Below are 20,276 nucleotides of genomic sequence, written 5' to 3' on the forward strand. Positions count from 1 at the left end.
CCCATGAAACTCACGGTGTTCGGAGCCACGGGCGGAGTCGGCCGCGAGGTCGTCCGCCAGGCCCTCGCGGCGGGCCACGAGGTGACGGCGGTGGTCCGCGACCCGGCCCGCCTCGGCGTACCGGCCCACGACCGCCTGCGGGTGGCGGTGCTGGCCGACCTGACGGACGAGGACGCGCTGGTCCCGCTGCTGGCGGGCCGGGACGCGGTGGTCTCCGCGCTGGGCCCCGCGAACAACAAGCAGGCCCGGCTCACCCCCATCGCGGGGCCGGCCCTGAAGGCCGTCGTCTCCGCGATGGACCGGGCCGGGGTGACCCGGCTGTCGGCGGTCAGCGCCGCCCCGCTCGGACCCGAGGCCCCGGGCGACGGCCTGCTGGTCCGGGCCGTGGTCTACCCGCTGCTGCGCAGGGCGCTGCGCGACCTGTACGCGGACCTGGCGGTCATGGAGGCCGCCATCGGGGCGAGCGGCACTCGGTGGACGGTGATCCGCCCGCCGCGCCTGCTGAACCGTCCCCGCACCGGCACCTACCGCCGCGCTCTGGACGCCAATGTGCCCGGCGGGAAGGTCATCGCCCGCGCGGACGTCGCGGATGCCCTGCTGACCACCCTGACCGACCCGTCGACGGCGGGCCACGCGGTCGGCGTCGCCGCCTGACCCCGGGACGGGCGGCGGACCCCGACGGGGCCGGCCGCGCCCGGTGCGCGCCCGGCTCCCCGGGCGGACGGCGCGGCCGGGGCCGACCTCCCTCGGGGGTGGGGTCGGCCCCGGCCGGGCACGGAAACGGGGCGGGGCCCCGGCCTTCTCCGGCCGGGACCCCGCCCCGTCGCGTACGGGCTGGACGAGCTAGGCCTTGCGGGCGCGCGTCGCCTTCTTCGCCGGGGCCGCGTTCTTCGCGGCGGCCGTCGCCGTCTTCTTCGCCGGGGCCGCCTTCTTCGCGGTCGCCGTCTTGCGCGCCGCCCGCGCCGGGGCCTGCGGCGGCGCCATGGCCGCGTCCGACACCCGCTCCGCGCCGAGGATGTCCCGCAGGAACTTGCCCGTGTGGCTCGCGCCCACCGAGGCGACCTGCTCGGGAGTGCCCTCGGCGACGACGAGCCCGCCGCCGTAACCGCCCTCCGGGCCCATGTCCACGACCCAGTCGGCGGTCTTGATGACGTCCAGGTTGTGCTCGATGACGATCACCGAGTTGCCCTTGTCCACCAGGCCCGACAGCACCTTGATGAGCTTGCTGATGTCCTCGAAGTGCAGACCGGTCGTCGGCTCGTCCAGGACGTACACCGTGCGGCCCGTGGAGCGCTTCTGCAGCTCGGAGGCCAGCTTCACGCGCTGCGCCTCACCGCCCGACAGGGTCGGCGCGGACTGGCCGAGCCGGACGTAGCCCAGCCCCACCTCGTTGAGCGTCCGCAGGTGGCGGGCGATCGTCGGGACGGCCTCGAAGAAGTCCAGCGCCTCCTCGATCGGCATGTTCAGGACCTCGGCGATGGACTTGCCCTTGTAGTGGACCTCCAGCGTCTCCCGGTTGTACCGGTCGCCGTGGCACACCTCGCACGGGACGTAGACGTCCGGCAGGAAGTTCATCTCGATCTTGATGGTGCCGTCGCCGGAGCAGTTCTCGCACCGGCCGCCCTTGACGTTGAAGGAGAAGCGGCCCGGCAGGTAGCCGCGCACCTTCGCCTCCATCGTCTCCGCGAACAGCTTGCGCACGTGGTCGAAGACGCCCGTGTACGTCGCCGGGTTGGACCGGGGGGTCCGGCCGATGGGCGACTGGTCGACATGGACGACCTTGTCGACCAGCTCGTCGCCCGCGACGCGCGTGTGGCGGCCCGGCACGGACCGGGCGCCGTTGAGCTCGCGGGCCAGGTGCGTGTACAGGATGTCGTTGACCAGCGTCGACTTGCCGGAGCCCGAGACACCGGTGACCGCCGTGAACACGCCCAGCGGGAAGGACACGTCGATGTCCCGCAGGTTGTTCTCCTTGGCACCGTGGACGGTGAGGCGGCGCTCCCCGTCCACGGGGCGGCGTACGTCCGGCACCGGGATGGACCGCTTGCCCGACAGGTACTGCCCGGTCATCGACTCGGGGTTCTTCAGCAGGTCCTTCAGCGAGCCGCTGTGCACCACCTTGCCGCCGTGCTCGCCCGCGCCGGGGCCGATGTCGACGACCCAGTCGGCCACCTTGATGGTGTCCTCGTCGTGCTCGACGACGATCAGGGTGTTGCCCATGTCCCGCAGCCGCACCAGCGTCTCGATCAGCCGGTGGTTGTCGCGCTGGTGCAGGCCGATGGAGGGCTCGTCGAGCACGTACAGCACGCCGACCAGCCCGGAGCCGATCTGCGTGGCCAGCCGGATGCGCTGGGCCTCGCCGCCCGAGAGGGTGCCGGCGGCTCGGTTGAGGGAGAGGTAGTCCAGGCCGACGTCCACGAGGAAGCGCAGCCGCTCGTTGACCTCCTTGAGGACCCGCTCGGCGATCTTCTTGTCGCGGGCGTCGAGGCGCATCCGCCCGAGGAAGTCGGCGCACTCGCTGATCGACATCGCGGCGACCTCGGCGATGGACTTCTCCATCACCGTCACCGCGAGGACGATCGGCTTGAGGCGGGTGCCCTCACAGGTCGGGCAGGGCACCTCGCGCATGTAGCCCTCGAAGCGCTCGCGGCTGGCGTCGCTCTCGGACTCCGAGTGCCGCCGCTTGACGAAGGGCACGGCGCCCTCGAAGGCCGTCGTGTACGCGCGCTCCCGTCCGTACCGGTTGCGGTAGCGGACCTCGATCTGCGTCTTGTGCCCGTACATCAGGGCCTTCTTGGCGCGCAGCGGCAGTCCGGCCCAGGCGATGTCGGTGCGGAAGCCCAGTTCCTCGGCGAGCGCGCCGATCAGCCGCTGGAAGTAGTCCTTGGTGTGGCCGAGCGCCCAGGGCGAGACCGCGCCCTCGTCCAGCGACTTGTCCTCGTCCGGGACGATCAGCTCGGGGTCCACCTCCATGCGCGTGCCGATGCCGGTGCACTCGGGGCAGGCACCGAAGGGCGAGTTGAAGGAGAAGGAGCGCGGCTCCAGCTCCTCGAAGGAGAGGTCGTCGTACGGGCAGTAGAGGTGCTCGGAGTACATCCGCTCACGCTCGGGGTCGTCCTCGGCGAGGTCGACGAAGTCCAGGATGACCATGCCGCCGGAGAGGCCGAGCGCGGTCTCGACGGAGTCGGTGAGCCGGCGCTTGGCGCTGTCCTTGACGGTGAGGCGGTCGATGACCACCTCGATCGTGTGCTTCTCCTGCTTCTTCAGGGTGGGCGGCTCGGAGAGCTGGACGGTCTGCCCGTCCACCCGCGCCCTGCTGTAGCCCTTGGTCTGGAGGTCGGCGAAGAGGTCGACGAACTCGCCCTTGCGCTCGCGGACCAGCGGGGACAGCACCTGGAAGCGGCTGCCCTCGGGGAGGGCGAGCACCTTGTCGACGATGGCCTGCGGGGACTGCCGCGAGATCGGGCGGCGGCACTCGGGGCAGTGCGGCTTCCCGATGCGGGCGAAGAGCAGGCGGAGGTAGTCGTAGACCTCGGTGATGGTGCCGACGGTGGAGCGGGGGTTGCGCGAGGTCGACTTCTGGTCGATGGAGACGGCCGGGGAGAGGCCCTCGATGAAGTCGACGTCGGGCTTGTCCATCTGCCCGAGGAACTGGCGGGCGTAGGAGGAGAGCGACTCGACGTAGCGGCGCTGGCCCTCGGCGAAGATCGTGTCGAAGGCCAGGGAGGACTTGCCCGAGCCGGAGAGTCCGGTGAAGACGATGAGTGAATCGCGGGGCAGGTCGAGCGAGACGTTCTTCAGGTTGTGCTCGCGAGCGCCACGAACGATGAGACGGTCGGTCACGCCGGTCCGCACCTTTCTTGAGAGAAGCGGGGGCCACGGGCCCCGGCTGTCCAGGGTATGGGGGGCGCCTCTGCGGTGGAGTGGGTCTGGACTTCCGAGCGTATAGCACGCACATTCGATTTAGGGCACTCCGGAGACCGCTTCACCCGATCGTGTGGCGGGAGCCCGGGGCCCACTAGGCTCCGATCCATGACTGATCATGTGGACGACCTGCGGTCCGTACGCGAGGCGACGGACCAGCTGCTGACCGCGGTCGCGAAACTGGACAACGCCGCCCTGGCCGAGGAGTCACACCTTCCCGGCTGGACCCGCGGGCACATCCTGGCCCACCTCGCACGCAACGCGGACGCCCTGGTGAACGTCTTCGAGGGCCGCCCCATGTACGAGAGCGGCACCGCCCGCGACGCGGACATCGAGCGCGACGCCGGCCGGCCCCTGGAAGAACACCTGACGGACCTCCGTGATTCCGGGGCCCGCTTCCTCGCCACCACCGAGCCCGCACAGGACTGGTCGCGCACCGTCGAGCTGCGCAACGGGGTCACCGACCTGGCCTCGAACGTGCCGTTCCGGCGCCTGGTGGAGGTGCAGCTGCACCACGTCGACCTGAACGTCGGCTACGGGCTCCAGGACCTCCCCGAGGAGTTCACCGACCGGGAGATCGTCTTCCTCGCCGACCGCTGGTCGGGCCGTCCCGAGGTGCCGCCGGTGACCCTACGGGCCCCGTCCGGCCAGGTCTGGCACACCGGCGGCACGGAGGGCACCCCGGTCGTCCTCGAAGGCCCGAAGGACGAGCTGCTCGGCTGGCTGGCCGGCCGGGGCCTGCGGGGCGCCCGCCTCTCCGTCGTCGCCGGCGACGGCCTGCCCGAGCTCCCCCCGCTCTAGGATCAAGACCATGACGTACACCGGAGAGGTCAAAGTCGGCGGTCCGGCCGACGTGCACGAGCTCGCGGACCTGATGATTTCCAAGGTCGCGGTCGGCTCGATGAACAACAACGCCTACCTGCTGCGCTGCCGCGCCACCGACGAGCAGCTGCTCATCGACGCGGCCGCCGAGGCCGGCACGCTGCTGAGCCTGATCGGGGACGACGGCATCGCCTCCGTCGTCACCACCCACCGCCACGGCGACCACTGGGGCGCGCTCGCCGAGGTGGTCGCGGCGACCGGGGCCACCACGTACGCGGGCGCTCTCGACGCCGAGGGCATCCCGGTGAAGACCGACGTCCTGGTCGCGGACGGGGACACCGTGCGCGTCGGGCGGGTCGAGCTGACCGCCCGGCATCTGGTCGGCCACACCCCGGGCTCGATCGCCCTCGTCTACGACGACCCGCACGGGCACGCCCACGTGTTCACCGGCGACTGCCTCTTCCCCGGCGGCGTCGGCAACACCTCGGGCGACGCGGAGGCCTTCGCCAGCCTCATCGACGATGTCCAGCACAAGCTCTTCGACCAGCTGTCGGACGAGACCTGGGTCTACCCCGGGCACGGCAACGACACCACGCTCGGCGCCGAGCGTCCGCACCTGGCCGAATGGCGCGAACGCGGCTGGTGATCCCGGTCAACACGGCGGGGGCATGCACTCCTTCCGGTCGATGACGGCCGAACGCATGTCCTGGGGGTACGGGTTGGGGTAGTTGCTGCACCATGCGACAGCACCCCTCCCCGTCCTCCTCCGCCGCCGCCTCCCCGGTGCCGGACCCCCGCCCTTCCCCGGACCCCGCTTCCCCGGGTTCCTCTTCCCCGGGCTCCGCTTCCCCGGACCCCTCCCCCGCGGCCCCGATGCTGCGGCTCGCCACGGCCGCCCTCGCCGGGACCGCCATCGAGTTCTACGACTTCTTCGTCTACGGCACGGCCGCCGCCCTGGTGCTCGGCCCGCTCTTCTTCCCCTCGTTCTCCCCGCTCGCCGGAACCCTCGCCGCCTTCGCCACCTTCGGCGTCGGCTTCCTCGCCCGCCCCCTCGGCTCGGTGGTCTTCGGCCACATCGGCGACCGCTACGGGCGCCGTCCGGTCCTGCTGGCCTCCCTGCTGATGACGGGCCTCGCCACGGTGGCCGTCGGGTTCGTGCCCACGTACACCTCCATCGGCATCGCCGCGCCCCTGCTGCTGCTCCTGCTGCGCTTCCTGCAGGGGCTCGGCCTCGGCGGCGAATGGGGCGGGGCGGTGCTGCTGACCGCCGAGCACGCCCCGGAGGGCCGGCGCGGGCTGTGGTCGAGCTTCCCGCAGATGGGGCCCGCCGTGGGGTTCCTGCTGGCCAACGGCCTGATGCTGACCCTGTCGGGCACCTTGAGCGACGCGAGCTTCACCGCATGGGGCTGGCGGGTGCCCTTCTGGGCCGCCGGAGTGCTGGCGCTGGCCGGGCTGTGGCTGCGCCGGTCGGTCGAGGAGACCCCGGAGTTCCGGCGGCTGGCCGAGACCGGCCGGCGGGCGGAGGCGCCGTTCACCGAGGTGGTGCGCCGGCACTGGCGGCTGCTCCTGCTGACCGGCGGGGCGATGGCCGTCGGCTACGCCGTCTTCTACGCGGTCACCACCTGGTCCCTCGCCTACGCCACCACGCACCTGGGCGTGGGCCGCACCGTGATGCTGGCCTGCGTGATGGTGGCGGTCCTGCTCATGGGGCTGGCCACACCGCTGGTGGCGGTGCTCGGCGACCGCTGGGGACGGCGGCCGCTGTGCCTGGCCGGCAGCGCGGCCTGCGCGGTGTGGATGTTCCCCTTCGTGGCCCTGCTGCGCACGGCCGACCCGGTCCTGATGACCGTGGGCTGCCTCGGCTCGCTGCTGGGCATGGTGACGATGTTCGCCGTGGTGGGCGCGTACCTGCCCGAGCTGTACGCCCCGCGCATCCGCTGCACGGGCGCGGCCGTCGGCTACAACCTGGGCGGGGTGCTCGGCGGCGCGCTGACCCCGATCGTGGCGACGGCCCTGGCGGACGGTTCCGGCCCGCCGTGGGGGGTCGCGGTGTACCTGACCGTGATCGCGCTGGTCAGCCTGGGCTGTTTCGCCCTGCTGCCGGAGACGCACCCGGCGCTCGCGCGGGCCCGGGACACGGGAACGGGGGCGGCCGAAGCGGCCGCCCCCGCGTAGATCCGTAGGTCCGTGGACGCCCGGACCCTTCGAGGACCGGTCAGGCGTCGACGCTCCGGGAGTCGGCGGCGGCTTCGGCCGCCGCCTGCTTCTTGGAGGCCATCAGGCTGGTGATCGTGGTGATCACCAGGACGCCGCAGATGACGCCCAGCGAGACCGGGATGGAGATCTGCGGGACGTGCACCCCGGACTCGTGCAGGGCGTGCAGCACCAGCTTGATGCCGATGAAGCCCAGGATGACGGACAGGCCGTAGCTGAGGTGGACCAGCTTCTTGAGGAGTCCGCCGATGAGGAAGTACAGCTGGCGCAGGCCCATCAGGGCGAAGGCGTTGGCGGTGAAGACGATGTACGGGTCCTGGGTGAGGCCGAAGATCGCGGGGATCGAGTCCAGGGCGAACAGCACGTCGGTGGTGCCGATGGCGAGCATGACCACCATCAGCGGGGTCATGATGCGCTTGCCGTTCTTCTGGATGAAGAGCTTGGTGCCGTGGTAGCGGTCGGCGACGCCGAACTTCTTCTCGATCGACTTGAGGAGACGGTTCTCCTCGAACTCCTCTTCCTCCTCGTCCTTGCGGGCCTCCTGGATCAGCTTCCACGCGGTGTAGATCAGGAACGCGCCGAAGATGTAGAAGACCCACGAGAAGGTGGTGATGATCGCGGCTCCGGCCGCGATGAAGATCGCCCGCAGGACCAGGGCGATCAGCACGCCCACGAGCAGCACGCGCTGCTGGAGGTGGGAGGGCACCGAGAACTTCGCCATGATCAGGACGAAGACGAAGAGGTTGTCCACGCTCAGGGACTTCTCGGTGATGAACCCGGCGAAGAACTCCTGGGAGGCCTGGCCGTTGCCGAAGAACAGCAGGCCGAGGCCGAAGAGGGCGGCGAGCACGATCCAGACGACCGTCCAGATGCCCGCCTCCTTCATGGAGACGTCGTGCGGTTTGCGGCCGATGAAGAAATCGGCTCCGATGAGAAGGCCCAGGCCCGCGATGGTCAGGACCCACAGGGTCAACGAAACGTCCACTGTTAACACGCCTCCGGCAGATGGCTCAGCACATCGTCAGCGTCATCGCTGCCGGAGGTCTCTTCCACCCGGGCGGCCTGGAGGCCGTGGGCCGGCGCCCCGGGACAAGTCACAGTCCGTATTGACGGGCACGCCGTAGCAGGAAAGCAGGAATACTCCCCTCCGCACGCACCAGGGTACCCGCCAGAAGCGTGAAAGGTAAAGGGAGTCCCAAGGACTGGTCAGCTGCTGGTCATCGGCCTCCGCGCCGGGCCGCCGCTATCCGGTCCAGTGCCTGGTCGAGGACCCTGCTGCCCTGCGGCGGAAGGTCGGGGGCGAAGGTCCAGGCGTGCTGGACCCAAGGGTCGGCGAGGTGGTTGTCCGGGACGGGCGAGAGCCGCAGCAGCGAGCGCCACAGGGGATCCAGCAGCGGTCCGTAGGCGGAGGCCTCGTCACGGTCAGCGACCATCAGCAGGTGCACGCCGACCGCCGGCCCCTCGTCGGCGAGGTAGCGCAGCTGGGTGACGGCCCGGTCGTCGAAGCCGTGCGGGAAGTCGTGGACGACGAGCAGCTGGTCGGCCCGGTCCACATCGGGCGGCAGCTCGTCCGGGGCTCCGGCGCGCAGCGCCATCTGTACGAGGTCCACGCGCCGGGTCAGCTCCGCGAGGGTCCGGGTGACCCCGGCGGCGCCCGCGGCGGGCGGTGAGGCCAGCACCCCGGCGCGTACCAGCGGGGCCAGGGAGGCGGCGCCCGCCCCGGCGGCGTCGATGACGTGGACGGAGAACCGGTCGGCGGGGTGGACGGCGAGCAGCCGCACGGCGTGCGCGACGGCCATGTCCATGGCGGCCCGGCGCAGCCGGTCGGTGTCCATGGTCATGGCGGCCTCGGAACCGGTGCGGCCGTTGTCGATCCACAGGCCCCGCTCCAGCGGGAGCCGCATCAGCATCGGGATCCGCAGGTCGGGGCGCTCGGGCAGGCTGAGGTCGCCGAGGCGCAGGGCGAGGGGGGCCTCCTGCGGTGCGCCGCCGTCGGCGTGCCAGACCGGGTTGCCCCAGCGGGCGTACGCGGCGGGCAGCGCGGGTTCGACCACCTCGGACTCTTCGGCCAGCTGGGCCAGGTCCCGGTCGAGGACGGCGCGGGCCTGGGCGACGAGGTCCTCGCGGCGGGCGCGGGCGGTGTCGCGGGCGGCGCTGCCGGATCCGCCGAGCCGGTGGCGGGGGTCGGACAGGGCGTCGTCGAGCTCGCGGTCGAGGCGGGAGTCGGCGAAGTCGACGGCGCTGCGGTAGGCGGCGACCGTGCGGGCCAGGTCCTCGAACATGCCCCAGACCTGGTTGTAGAGCCGCTCGTCCATGGACCAGCCGCTGGCGTCCCCGGCGACGGGCCGCGGGGGCCGGCCGGGCTCGGCCGCGGGGGCGGGGCGGGGCGCCGGCTCGGGCGCCTCGGTGCTGGTGCGGCGGCGGCGCGGATGCGCGTAGTCGATGGTCGGCGGGCCCGCGACGGTGTCCGCGGGGCCGGGGGCCGGGGTGTCTGCGGGGCCGGGGCCGGCGGCGTAGGGGCTGCCGGAGACCGGGATCCGGTCCGGCGGCTCGGGGGCCGGTGCGGCGGGGCCGGCCGGGGGCGCGTCCTGCGGGGCGCGCAGGCCGCGCGGGACGGTGGGGGCGCCGCCGGTGGGCAGCGCGGCGAGGGTGATGCCGTCGGAGGCCACGGCGCCCAGGGCGGCGGCGGTCAGCTCGGCGGCGTCCGGGCCGGCCAGACCGACGTCGGCCAGCAGGGCGCCGAGGCCCTCGGCGTAGCCCTGGCCCACGGCCCGGACCTTCCAGGCGCCCTGGCGCCGGTACAGCTCCAGGGCCACGACGGCGCGCTCGGCGTCCAGCCCGGTGAGGGTGTACGCGGCGAGCTCGGCGCCCTCCGGCTCGGCCACGGCCAGGTGCGGGGCGGCCAGGGCGCCGAAGCGGGCCGGTCCGCCGGGCGGCAGGACGAGCAGCACCCGGACCAGGTGCACGGCCGCCCCGACGGCGTCGAGGTCGACGTCGATGCGGAGCCGGTCCCCGACCCGGTCCGGTACCTCGAGGCCCGGCAGGGCCCGGGCCCCGGGGTGGGCCAGGGCCCGGGGGCCGGTGAGCCGGCCCCCTTCGTCACCGGTCGAGGCCAGGGCCAGCAGGCCGGCGCCCGCCGTGACCCTGATCTCGACGCGATTGCGGGACAGGGGGTGGTTCTGCCCCCGGACCAGTTCGGCCGTCATCGTGCAGCCCTCCCCCGTGCCTTCTTCTCTTGTTCCGCGCTGCCGCTACAGGTGCGGCAGGATGGCCGGCATCAGGTCCTGGAAGGTCCGGCCGTTGGCCGGGTTCCCGAGGGCCGTCATCTTCCAGCCGGAGCCCTCGCGGGACACCTTCGCCATGATCTGCGCCGTGTACTGGCCGCCGCCGTCGAGGGTGTAGCGGGCCAGCTCCTGCCCGTTGGTCTCGTCGACGATGCGGCAGAAGGCGTTCTGCACCTCCTGGAACGTCTGGCCGGTGAACGAGTTCACCGTGAAGACGATCTGGTCGATGTGCACCGGCACGCGCTGGAGGTCGACGAGGATGGCCTCGTCGTCCCCGCCCTGGCCGACGCCGCCGACGAGGTTGTCGCCGGTGTGCCGGACCGAGCCGTCGTCGCTCTGCAGGTGCCGGAAGAAGACGACGTCCACGGGCTGCTTGTCGGCGAAGAGCACCGCCGACGCGTCCAGGTCGATCTCCCGGGTCCGCGAGCCGAACAGGCCGCGGCGCTTGGCCGCCTGCCAGCCGAGGCCCATCCGGACCGCGGTCAGCGTGCCGCCGTCCGCCTTCTGCAGGCTGATCGCCTGACCCTTGGTCATGTTGACCGTCACGCGCTGTCCCCTCTCCATAGCCCGCCCCGTTTACGGGCGCGCAGCGTGTAACTGTGGCTGGTCCCCAACCCTACTGACCGGCTCCCGGTCAGGCGAGGCCCGCTTCCTTCATCTGTCGGAGCTCCTTCTTCAGCTCGCTCACCTCGTCCCGGATCCGGGCCGCGACCTCGAACTGCAGCTCGGCCGCCGCTCCCCGCATCCGCTCGGTCATCTGCTCGATGAGCGCGGCGAGTTCGGCGGCGGGCCGGTCGGTGAGCACCTCGGCGGCCTTCGCTCCCTTGGCCGCCTTGGCCCCCTTGGCGGCCTTGCCCCGGTCGGCCTTGCCGCCGAGCGCGGGCACCGGGGCCTTGGCACCCTTGCCCTCCTTGGCCTGCCGGTAGCCGGTGCCGAGCAGTTCCTCGGTGTCCAGCTCCTCGCGGGCGATGGTGGCGACGATGTCGTTGATCTTCTTGCGCAGCGGCTGCGGGTCGATCCCGTGGGCCGTGTTGTAGGCGATCTGCTTCTCGCGGCGCCGGTTCGTCTCGTCGATGGCCTTCTCCATCGCGGGAGTCATCTTGTCCGCGTACATGTGGACCTGGCCGGACACGTTGCGGGCGGCGCGGCCGATGGTCTGGATGAGGGAGGTCCCCGAGCGCAGGAAGCCCTCCTTGTCGGCGTCGAGGATCGCCACGAGGGAGACCTCGGGCAGGTCGAGGCCCTCGCGCAGGAGGTTGATGCCGACGAGGACGTCGTACTCGCCGGCGCGCAGCTCGCGCAGCAGCTCGATGCGGCGCAGGGTGTCCACGTCGCTGTGCAGGTAGCGGACCTGGATGCCGAGCTCCAGGAAGTAGTCGGTGAGGTCCTCGGACATCTTCTTGGTGAGGGTGGTGACCAGGACCCGTTCGTCCTTCTCCACGCGGGCGCGGATCTCGTGCACGAGGTCGTCGATCTGGCCCTCGGTGGGCTTGACGACGACCTCGGGGTCGACGAGGCCGGTGGGGCGGATGATCTGCTCGACGAAGCCGTCGCCGCGCGAGAGCTCGTACTTGCCCGGGGTGGCGGACAGGTAGACCGTCTGGCCGATCCGCTCCTGGAACTCCTCCCACTTCAGCGGGCGGTTGTCGAGGGCGGACGGCAGCCGGAAGCCGTGGTCGACGAGGGTCCGCTTGCGGGAGGCGTCGCCCTCGTACATCGCGCCGATCTGCGGCACCGTGACGTGCGACTCGTCGATGACGAGGAGGAAGTCCTCGGGGAAGTAGTCGATGAGGGTGTTGGGCGCGGAGCCGCGCTCGCGGTCGTCCATGTGCAGCGAGTAGTTCTCGATGCCGGAGCAGGACCCGATCTGGCGCATCATCTCCAGGTCGTAGGTGGTGCGCATGCGCAGCCGCTGGGCCTCCAGCATCTTGCCCTGCTTCTCCAGCTCCGCGAGGCGCTCGGCGAGCTCGGCCTCGATGCCGGCGACCGCCTTCTCCATGCGCTCGGGGCCGGCGACGTAGTGGCTCGCGGGGAAGACGTACAGCTCGCGGTCCTCGCTGATGACCTCGCCGGTCAGCGGGTGGAGGGTGGAGAGGGCCTCGATCTCGTCGCCGAACATCTCGATGCGGACGGCCAGTTCCTCGTAGACCGGGAAGATCTCGATGGTGTCGCCGCGGACCCGGAAGGTGCCGCGGGTGAAGGCGACGTCGTTGCGGGTGTACTGGATGTCGACGAAGCGGCGCAGCAGCTGGTCCCGGTCGGTCTCCTCGCCCACCTTGAGGGAGACCATCCGGTCGACGTACTCCTGCGGGGTGCCGAGGCCGTAGATGCAGGACACGGAGGCGACGACGATGACGTCGCGCCGGGTCAGCAGGGAGTTGGTCGCGGAGTGGCGCAGCCGCTCCACCTCCTCGTTGATGGAGGAGTCCTTCTCGATGTAGGTGTCCGACTGCGGTACGTAGGCCTCGGGCTGGTAGTAGTCGTAGTACGAGACGAAGTACTCGACGGCGTTGTTCGGCAGCAGCTCGCGGAACTCGTTCGCCAGCTGGGCGGCGAGGGTCTTGTTCGGCGCCATCACCAGCGTGGGGCGCTGAAGCTTCTCGATCATCCAGGCCGTGGTGGCCGACTTGCCGGTGCCGGTCGCACCCAGCAGGACGACGTCCTTCTCACCTGCACGGATGCGCTTCTCCAGCTCGGCGATGGCCGCCGGCTGGTCGCCGCTGGGCTGGTAGGGGCTGACGACCTCGAAAGGCGCCACCGTGCGTTCGATCTTCGATACGGGCCGCATGGGTCAACCGTACGGCCCCCCACTGACACTCAGCGCGGTCTGGTCCGTTTGTCGTAGTTCGGTGGCGTCCCGGTGATCTTCAACCCCATGATCACCTGAAGCGGTGCCGCAACCGGAGCGCACCGGGGGCGACGCCGCAACGTCTGGCGCTCCGGACCCGTTTGAGGCAGAAGCAGGGCCCACGACCCGAGGAGAACGCACATGCACCTCGTCCGACCCGCCGCCGCGGCAGCCGCCGCGTTCCTGGGCCTCACCCTCACCGTGCTGGGCGGGACGGCCGCCACCGCCGCGCCCGGGCCCACCGCACCCTCCGCCGGCACCGGGTCCGTGGCCGTCCTGGGGCCCGTCCTGTACGCCCACCGGGGGGCTTCGGCGTACGCCCCGGAGAACACCCTCGAATCGATCGACCTGGCGATGTGGATGGGCTTCGACTGGGTGGAGAACGACGTCCAGCGGACCGAGGACGGGGAACTCGTGGTGGTCCACGACGACACCCTGGCCCGCACCACCAATGTCGAGGAGGTGTTCCCCGACCGCAAGCCGTGGCGGGTCAAGGACTTCACGGCGGCCGAGATCGCCCGGCTCGACGCGGGCAGCTGGTTCGGCGACGGGCGCTACGCGGGGGCCCGGGTGCCGACCCTGCGGGAGTACATGGAGCGGGTGCAGGACAACCAGCAGAAACTGCTGCTGGAGATCAAGAAGCCGGAGTTCTACCCGGGGATCGAGGAGCAGACCCTGAAGCTGCTGGAGGAGACGGGCTGGCTCGACCGGCAGCACGTCGAGGGCCGCCTGGTCGTGCAGAGCTTCAGCGCCGACTCCGTCAGGATCGTGCACGGCCTGCGCCCCGATCTGGTGACGGCCTTCCTGGGCACGCCGACCGTTGCGGACCTGCCCCGGTACGCGGAGTTCACCGACCGGATCAACCCGTGGCACACGACCATCTCCGCCGACTGGGTGGCGGCCGTGCACGGCCTGCGGGGCGCCCACGGCAAGGCCATGGAGGTGGACACCTGGATCGTGGACGACGCGGCGACCGCCCGGAAGGTCCAGGCGATGGGCGTGGACGGGATCATCACGAACGCGCCCGACGTCGTCCAGGACGCGGTGCGCGGCTTCTGAGCACCGGACGGCCCCGGGGCCCGCGCCGGGGGCTGTCGGCGGGGCTGTCGGTGCGGCGGCTTACCGTGGGAGACGTGGACAGCACCGAGCGGCCCCGCGGGCCGCACCTCGAATGGACCGTCGTCCCCAGCGATGTCGGTCCCCTGCTCCTGGCCGCGACCCCCGAGGGGCTGGTCCGGGTCGAGTTCCATGCCGGGCCCGACCGGGCCGACCGGATGATCGCCTCCCTCGTCTCCCGGCTCGGCGCCGACGCCCGGCGGCCGGCCCCGGGCGAGGAGGTCCTGCTCGCCGAGCCGATACGCCAGCTGACCGCGTACTTCGCCGGTTCGCTGCGGCGTTTCGAGCTGCCGCTCGACTGGCGGCTCAGCTCCGGCTTCAACCGCCAGGTGCTGCTGGAGCTGGACCGCTCGGTGCCCTACGGATCGGTGGTCGGGTACGGGGAGCTGGCCGCCCGGGTCGGGCAGCCGGGGGCGGCCCAGGCCGTGGGCAACGCCATGGGCTCCAATCCGCTGCCGCTGGTCGTGGCCTGCCACCGGGTCGTGGAGAACGACGGCGGGATCGGGGGCTTCGGCGGCGGTGTGGAGACCAAGCGGATCCTGCTCGCGCTGGAGGGCGTGCTCCCGCAGCCCCTCTTCTGACCTGCGCGTCCTGGCGGGCGGGCGCCCGATACCCGGTTCCCCCGGACGGGGAGCGGTGGGAAACTGCACCGGTGACTACTTCCGCCGCCCCCGGCCCCACCGCGCCCCCGCTCGACGCGGCGGACCTGCCCCGGCTCCAGCGCCGGACGTCGGGCGTGCTCATGGCCAGCCAGATGCTGGGCGGCCTCGGCGTGCCGATCAGCATCGCCCTGGCCCCGGTCCTGGCCACCGAGATCAGCGGCACCGAGGCCCTGTCCGGGCTCGCCTCCACCGCCGCGGTGATCGGCACCGCCCTGGTCTCGCTGCCCCTGGCCGCGCTGATGACCGCGCGCGGCCGCCGCCCCGGGCTGATCGTCGGGTACGGGATCGGGGCGATCGGCTCCGCCCTGGTCGTGCTGGCCGCCTCGGTGAGGAGCTTCCCGCTGCTCATGCTCGGCATGGCCGCCTTCGGCGCCGCCTCCTCCGCGAACCTCCAGGCCCGCTTCGCCGCCGCCGACCTCGCGGCGCCCGACCGGCGGGCCCGCGCGATCTCCCTGGTCGTCTGGGCCTCCACCATCGGCGCGGTCCTCGGGCCCAACCTCTCCGCCCCCGCCAGCGACAGCTTCGCCGGCACCTCCATACCCCAGACGGCGGGCCCCTTCGTCTGGGCCGGCGCCGTCTTCGTCCTCACCGGCACCCTGATCGCCGTGTTCCTGCGCCCCGATCCGCTGCTGACGGCCAGGGCCCTGGCAGGTCCCGCGGAGCAGTCCCCCCAGGGGCGCTCGCTGCGCGCCGGGTTCGCCGCCGTCAAGGCCTCGCCCCGGGCCCGGCTCGCGCTGGTCACCGTCGCGGTGTCGCACACCGTCATGGTCTCGATCATGGTGATGACCCCGGTCGATCTCGGGCACCACGGCGCCGGCCTCAAGCTCGTCGGCCTGGTCATCAGCGGCCACATCGCCGGCATGTTCGCCTTCTCCCCGGTCATGGGGTGGCTCGCCGACCGGATCGGCCGGCTCTCCGGGATCGGCCTGGCGGCCGGGCTCCTGTCGGTCGCCGCGCTGCTCGCCGGCACGGCGGACGGCAACCACACGCAGAGCGCGGTCGGCCTCTTCCTGCTCGGCCTCGGCTGGTCCGCCGGAATGGTCTCCGGCTCGGCGCTGCTGACCGACTCGGTGCCGCAGCCCGCACGGGCCGCCGTACAGGGCCTGAGCGACCTGACCATGAACACGGCCGCCGGCGTCGGCGGCGCGGCGGCCGGGCTCGTCATGTCGACGGCGGGCTACGGCTGGCTCAACGCGATCGGGGCCGCGCTGCTCCTGCCGATGGCCGCGCTCGCCCTGTTCACCGGCCGACGCCACCCGGTGCCCAAAGAGAAGGCCTAGACCTCAGCAGTTGATGTGATAGGCCTTGCGCAGGGTCTCGTGGACCGTCCAGATGGTCTTGTCACCCTCCCGCAGGACACAGGCCGAACCCGGGCCCACCTCCATCGTCGCGCCGCCCTCGACCTCGATGGTGGCGCGGCCGCTGACGACCACGAACAGCTCGTCCGCCTCGGTGTCGGTGACCACCCCGGGGGTGATCTGCCAGATGCCCCGGATCTGCGAGCCGTCCTCGGACTCCCACAGCACCTTGCCCGTCACGACGGGCGTGCCGGAGAGGATCTGCCCGGGGTCGAGCTCCTCGGCCTCCAGTTCGGCGTCGGGGAGGTCCGCGACGGACACGGCGAAGGACGCGGGGGCGGGGACGGCGGGGCTGTGGTCACTGGTGCTCATGGCGCGTCAGCCTAATCCGGGCGTCCCCGGCGCCGGGGTGACCAGAGCGTCCAGCGCGGGCGCGCCGGACGCGTCATTCCGTCGAGCGGGTACGGGGAACCGGGCGGCGGGCGCCCAGTACGGGCTGGTGGAAGCCGGTGTCCTCGGCGGAGTGCCAGACGGGCTCGCCGAAACCGCTCTGCCGCACGTACTGCGCCGTCTCCTCCTCGGCCAGCGCCCAGTAGGTCGTCGTCGAGGCGCTGGCGGCCCAGGTACCGCCGGAGGGCAGCAGCTGGAAGAGCTCCACGTCGTAGCGCTCACCGTCCTCGTGCCAGTGCCACAGCTGGAAGGTGACCGTCCGCCCGTCCGGCCCGGTCCGCACCCGCGGGGCCTCGCTCGCGGGCCGGGTGCGGCGCAGCGCGCCGTACGGGCGCGTCGAGAGCAGCAGCAGGCCGCCCGGGCGCAGCACCCGCCGGGTTTCGGCCAGCGCGGCCCGCACGTCCTCGGCCCTGAGCAGGTGCGGCAGGGCGTTGTCGGCGCAGACGACGGCGTCGAAGGAGGCGGCCGGGAAGGGCAGCGCCCGCATGTCGGCGGCGGCGACCGACAGGCTCAGCCCGCGGGCGGCCGCCTCCCGCGCGGCGCGGGCAGTGGCGACGGGGCTGAGGTCGGTGCCGGTGACCCGGTGTCCCAGGCGTGCCAGGCCCAGCGCCTGGGTGCCGATGCCGCAGGCGTTGTCCAGCACCTTGTGCGGTCCGGGGCCCAGGGACTTGGTGAGCAGGGTGTCGAGGGCCCGGCCCTGCTTGTCGATGCTCGCGTCCCAGTCCGCGTACATGAGGTCGTAGCGGGCGGCGAGTTCGTCGTAGAAAACGCGCGTGTCCATGGAGGAACGCTACTCGGACAGGTTGGCGCCGGGGCGTGGGAAGCGCGTTTGGGGGCGCGAATCCCGTGCCATGGATGGGGACATGCCACAGCACAGAGCAACCCAGGTCCCGGTCCTGTCGGACGAGGTACGCGAGGCCCTCGCGGCGCGCAGGCCCGTCGTCGCCCTGGAGTCGACGATCATCGCGCACGGCCTGCCCCGCCCCCGCAATCTGGAGGTGGGCCTCGAACTGGAGGCCCTGGTCCGCGCGGAAGGCGCCGTTCCGGCGACGGTCGCGGTGATCGACGGGGTGGCGTACGCGGGCCTGGACAAGACCCAACTGGAACGGATCGCCGCAGATCAGGACGTACGCAAACTCGGCCACCGGGACCTGGCACCCGCCCTCGCCACCGGGGCGACCGGCGCGACGACCGTGTCGGCGACGGCCTTCCTCGCCGCGCGGGCCGGACTGCGGGTCTTCGCCACCGGCGGGCTGGGCGGCGTCCACCGCGAATGGGCCCTCTCCCAGGACGAGTCGGCGGACCTCCCCCTCCTCGCGCGGACCCGGATCACTGTGGTGTGCGCGGGGGTGAAGTCGATCCTGGACGTTCCGGCCACGCTCCAGCGGCTGGAGACCCTCGGTGTAGGGATCCTGGGCTACCGGACGCACCGCTTCCCCGGCTTCTACCTGGCCGACTCCGGCGAACCGGTGGACTGGACGGTGCAGACCCCCGACGAGGTGGCGGCCGCGATGGCCGCTCAGGACGCCCTCGGTGGACCGGAATCGGCACTGCTGGTCGCCAACCCGGTGGCCGAATCCGACCAGTTGGACCCCGCCCTCCACGACCGGGTCCTGGCCGAAGCCCTCGCCGAATGCCGGGAACGCGGGATCACTGGGCAGGCGGTGACACCGTTCCTGCTGGGGTTCCTGGTACGCGCCACCGGAGGGGCCTCCCTGGAGGCGAACCTGGCGGCGGTACGGGGCAACGTACGCCTCGGGGCCCGGATCGCGGCGGCCTGGGCGGCACGGGCATGAGCACGGCCTCCGGGGCGCTGGTGGTCGTCGGCGACGTCGTCACGGACGTCGTCGCGGTCCACCCCGGCCCCCTGGCCCCCGCCACCGACACCGTCGCCCGCATCCGCACCCTGCCCGGCGGCGCCGGGGCCAACGCCGCCTGCTGGGCGGCCCGTACCGGCGCGGCCGAGGTACGCCTCCTCGCGCGGGTGGGCTCCGAATCGGCACGGTGGCACGAACGGGCCCTGGTCGACGCCGGAGTACGGCCCCGACTGGTGGTGGACCCGGCGGAGCCGACCGGGACGGTGGTGGCGCTGGTCGGCGACGACGCGGAGCGCACCTTCCTCACCGACAGCGGGGCCTCACTGCGGCTGTGCCCCGCCGACTGGGCCCCCGCCCTGCTGGACGACGCCGCACACCTGCACCTCTCGGGGTACCTGTTCTTCGCGGACTGCAGCCGGGAGCTGGCCCTCGTGGCACTGCGGGCCGCGCGGACGCGCGGGGTGCCGGTCAGCGTGGACCCCGCCTCTGCCGGTTTCCTGGCCGTACTGGGCCCCGAACGCTTCCTCGCCGCCGTGGCCGGGGCGGGGGTGCTCCTGCCGAACGAGGACGAAGCCCGGCTGCTCGCCGGCCTGCCGGAGCCGGCCGGGGTGGCCCGGGCGGCGGTGGAACTGAGCCGACGGGTCCCGCTGGTGGTGGTCACACGGGGCACGGGCGGGGCGCTCGTCGCCGAGCACGGCCGGATCACCGCCGAGGTCGACGCGGAGCCCGCCGAGGCGGTGGACTCCACCGGGGCCGGCGACGCGTTCACGGGCGGCTTCCTCTCCGCCCGCCTCGCGGGAGCCACCCCGGCGGAAGCCGCCCGCGCGGGCTGCCGTACCGCTGCGCTGGCCGTGACCCACCTGGGCGGCCGCCCCTGACCTGGCCGGCCGGTACCCGGTCCCGCTGCGCGGAGCGGTCCCCGCCCCACCCTTCCACCGTTCCCTGGGGCTCCGCCCCAGACCCCGCGCCTCAAACGCCGGCGGGGCTGGATTTGGCGGGACCGGATCACGGACGTGAGGGGTCGGGGACGGGGTGGGGTGTCGTCCGGGATGTAAAACGTGATGTGTTGGCGCGCGGTACCGCAGTACTGACGAAGCTGCGGAGGGGGCGCCATAAATCATGCCCATCCCGGACGGCACCCCCCCCCGCCCCCGACCCCGCCCTACGGCAACCCCGTCCACGCCGGATGCCCCGCATCGTCCGCCCGGACCAGGACGTCCGCCACCGACACCGGGTTCGTCTCGGCGGCGTACCGCGCGAACGCCGGCAGGGTCCACCGGGCCGACGACTCCGTCCGCCGCGCCAGCGCCCCCGCCGAGAGGCTGATGTGCACGCTGAGGTCGAACGGGAACCACTGCCCCAACAACAGCGGCCCGTGCACGACGAGCACACCCCCCTCCGGGAGTTCGACGTACGGACTCCGCGTGGCCCGGTCCCTCACCGGATCCCACAGGTCCGGCAGCACCCGCCCACCGCCGCCCGGGTCCGTCGGCCCGAAGACCTCCCGCCACAGCGCACCGGTGTCGTACCAGCCCCCGAGGAACGCGTCCACGTCCTCCCGCCCGAACTCGAACCGCAGCGACGCCGGCCGCAGGAACCCCTCCACTCCGACGACCAGCACCGCCCGCCCCCGCCCGCGCAGCGCCTCCGCGAGGTGCCCGGCGAGCACCCCGGTACCGGCGGCCGGCGCCCCGTCGATGCCCACCCTCCGCCAGGACGGCGAGTCCGAGTCGTCGAGGCGGCCGGCGATCCGCTCGGCCATCCGCTGCCAGGTGATCGGTTCCAGCTTCACCGGCCCATTGTCAGTGCTGCCCCCTAACTTCATCCACGAGGGGATCACC

Annotated in this window: 17 protein-coding genes; 9 read left to right on the plus strand and 8 right to left on the minus strand. The window is 72.5% G+C overall.

The genetic code is table 11. The features are described from left to right. The first annotated feature begins 3 nt into the window (after positions 1–3). Positions 4–654 carry an NAD(P)-dependent oxidoreductase gene (locus tag OOK31_RS22405; protein ID WP_267089079.1) on the plus strand — a complete coding sequence of 217 codons (651 nt, stop codon included), beginning with the start codon at positions 4–6 and terminating at the stop codon, positions 652–654. Positions 655–843: 189 nt separating this feature from the next. On the opposite strand, the gene uvrA is transcribed toward OOK31_RS22405, so the two are convergent. Further along, positions 844–3,843 carry an excinuclease ABC subunit UvrA gene (gene uvrA / locus OOK31_RS22410; RefSeq protein ID WP_267089080.1) on the minus strand — a complete coding sequence of 1,000 codons (3,000 nt, stop codon included), beginning with the start codon at positions 3,841–3,843 and terminating at the stop codon, positions 844–846. Positions 3,844–4,032: 189 nt separating this feature from the next. Here uvrA and OOK31_RS22415 point away from each other — a divergent pair, with 189 nt between their 5' ends. The 3 genes from OOK31_RS22415 to OOK31_RS22425 all read left to right on the plus strand — a co-directional run bounded on the left by OOK31_RS22415 (position 4,033) and on the right by OOK31_RS22425 (position 6,921). Continuing rightward, complete coding sequence (locus OOK31_RS22415; protein ID WP_267089081.1) at positions 4,033–4,725, plus strand: maleylpyruvate isomerase family mycothiol-dependent enzyme; 693 nt, start codon at positions 4,033–4,035, stop codon at positions 4,723–4,725. Between the two features lie 10 nt (positions 4,726–4,735). Continuing rightward, complete coding sequence (locus tag OOK31_RS22420; protein ID WP_267089082.1) at positions 4,736–5,392, plus strand: MBL fold metallo-hydrolase; 657 nt, start codon at positions 4,736–4,738, stop codon at positions 5,390–5,392. 227 nt (positions 5,393–5,619) lie between these two features. After that, positions 5,620–6,921 (plus strand): MFS transporter, encoded by a 1,302-nt coding sequence (locus OOK31_RS22425; protein WP_267089506.1) that lies wholly within the window; start codon positions 5,620–5,622, stop codon positions 6,919–6,921. 40 nt (positions 6,922–6,961) lie between these two features. Here the strand turns inward: OOK31_RS22425 and OOK31_RS22430 are convergent, their stop codons facing one another. The 4 genes from OOK31_RS22430 to uvrB all read right to left on the minus strand — a co-directional run bounded on the left by OOK31_RS22430 (position 6,962) and on the right by uvrB (position 13,032). After that, a complete protein-coding gene (locus OOK31_RS22430) occupies positions 6,962–7,945 on the minus strand; it encodes a TerC/Alx family metal homeostasis membrane protein (RefSeq protein ID WP_267089083.1) in 984 nt (327 codons plus the stop codon). A 232-nt stretch (positions 7,946–8,177) separates the two neighbouring features. Next, positions 8,178–10,166, minus strand: a complete 1,989-nt coding sequence (locus OOK31_RS22435; RefSeq protein WP_267089084.1) for a TerD family protein — start codon at positions 10,164–10,166, stop codon at positions 8,178–8,180. A gap of 45 nt (positions 10,167–10,211) precedes the next feature. Further along, positions 10,212–10,790: a TerD family protein gene (locus OOK31_RS22440; protein ID WP_267089085.1), complete on the minus strand. Its 579-nt coding sequence runs from the start codon at positions 10,788–10,790 to the stop codon at positions 10,212–10,214. Positions 10,791–10,878: 88 nt separating this feature from the next. Continuing rightward, complete coding sequence (gene uvrB, locus OOK31_RS22445) at positions 10,879–13,032, minus strand: excinuclease ABC subunit UvrB (protein WP_267089086.1); 2,154 nt, start codon at positions 13,030–13,032, stop codon at positions 10,879–10,881. A gap of 201 nt (positions 13,033–13,233) precedes the next feature. Between uvrB and OOK31_RS22450 the strand changes: the two genes are divergently transcribed. From OOK31_RS22450 to OOK31_RS22460, 3 genes are all read left to right on the plus strand, one after another. Continuing rightward, complete coding sequence (locus OOK31_RS22450) at positions 13,234–14,151, plus strand: glycerophosphodiester phosphodiesterase family protein (RefSeq protein WP_267089087.1); 918 nt, start codon at positions 13,234–13,236, stop codon at positions 14,149–14,151. 74 nt (positions 14,152–14,225) lie between these two features. Continuing rightward, positions 14,226–14,789, plus strand: a complete 564-nt coding sequence (locus OOK31_RS22455; protein ID WP_267089088.1) for a methylated-DNA--[protein]-cysteine S-methyltransferase — start codon at positions 14,226–14,228, stop codon at positions 14,787–14,789. A 71-nt stretch (positions 14,790–14,860) separates the two neighbouring features. After that, the gene (locus OOK31_RS22460; RefSeq protein WP_267089089.1) at positions 14,861–16,150 is read left to right on the plus strand and encodes an MFS transporter; all 1,290 of its coding nucleotides are present in this window, start codon (positions 14,861–14,863) and stop codon (positions 16,148–16,150) included. Between the two features lie 3 nt (positions 16,151–16,153). On the opposite strand, the gene OOK31_RS22465 is transcribed toward OOK31_RS22460, so the two are convergent. Then, on the minus strand, positions 16,154–16,540 hold the full coding sequence (locus OOK31_RS22465) for a cupin domain-containing protein (RefSeq protein ID WP_267089090.1): 387 nt from the start codon (positions 16,538–16,540) through the stop codon (positions 16,154–16,156). 73 nt (positions 16,541–16,613) lie between these two features. Beyond that, positions 16,614–17,399 (minus strand): class I SAM-dependent methyltransferase, encoded by a 786-nt coding sequence (locus OOK31_RS22470; protein ID WP_267089091.1) that lies wholly within the window; start codon positions 17,397–17,399, stop codon positions 16,614–16,616. An 82-nt stretch (positions 17,400–17,481) separates the two neighbouring features. Here OOK31_RS22470 and OOK31_RS22475 point away from each other — a divergent pair, with 82 nt between their 5' ends. Beyond that, positions 17,482–18,414 (plus strand): pseudouridine-5'-phosphate glycosidase, encoded by a 933-nt coding sequence (locus OOK31_RS22475; RefSeq protein WP_267089092.1) that lies wholly within the window; start codon positions 17,482–17,484, stop codon positions 18,412–18,414. Further along, positions 18,411–19,313 (plus strand): carbohydrate kinase family protein, encoded by a 903-nt coding sequence (locus OOK31_RS22480; protein WP_267089093.1) that lies wholly within the window; start codon positions 18,411–18,413, stop codon positions 19,311–19,313. Before OOK31_RS22475 ends, OOK31_RS22480 begins: the two co-directional genes overlap by 4 nt. Positions 19,314–19,597: 284 nt before the next feature. Here the strand turns inward: OOK31_RS22480 and OOK31_RS22485 are convergent, their stop codons facing one another. Then, complete coding sequence (locus OOK31_RS22485) at positions 19,598–20,227, minus strand: uridine kinase (RefSeq protein WP_267089094.1); 630 nt, start codon at positions 20,225–20,227, stop codon at positions 19,598–19,600. Between the last annotated feature and the right edge of the window lie 49 nt (positions 20,228–20,276).

It is taken from the genome of Streptomyces sp. NBC_00249, assembly GCF_026342355.1.
Taxonomy (GTDB): Bacteria; Actinomycetota; Actinomycetes; order Streptomycetales; family Streptomycetaceae; genus Streptomyces.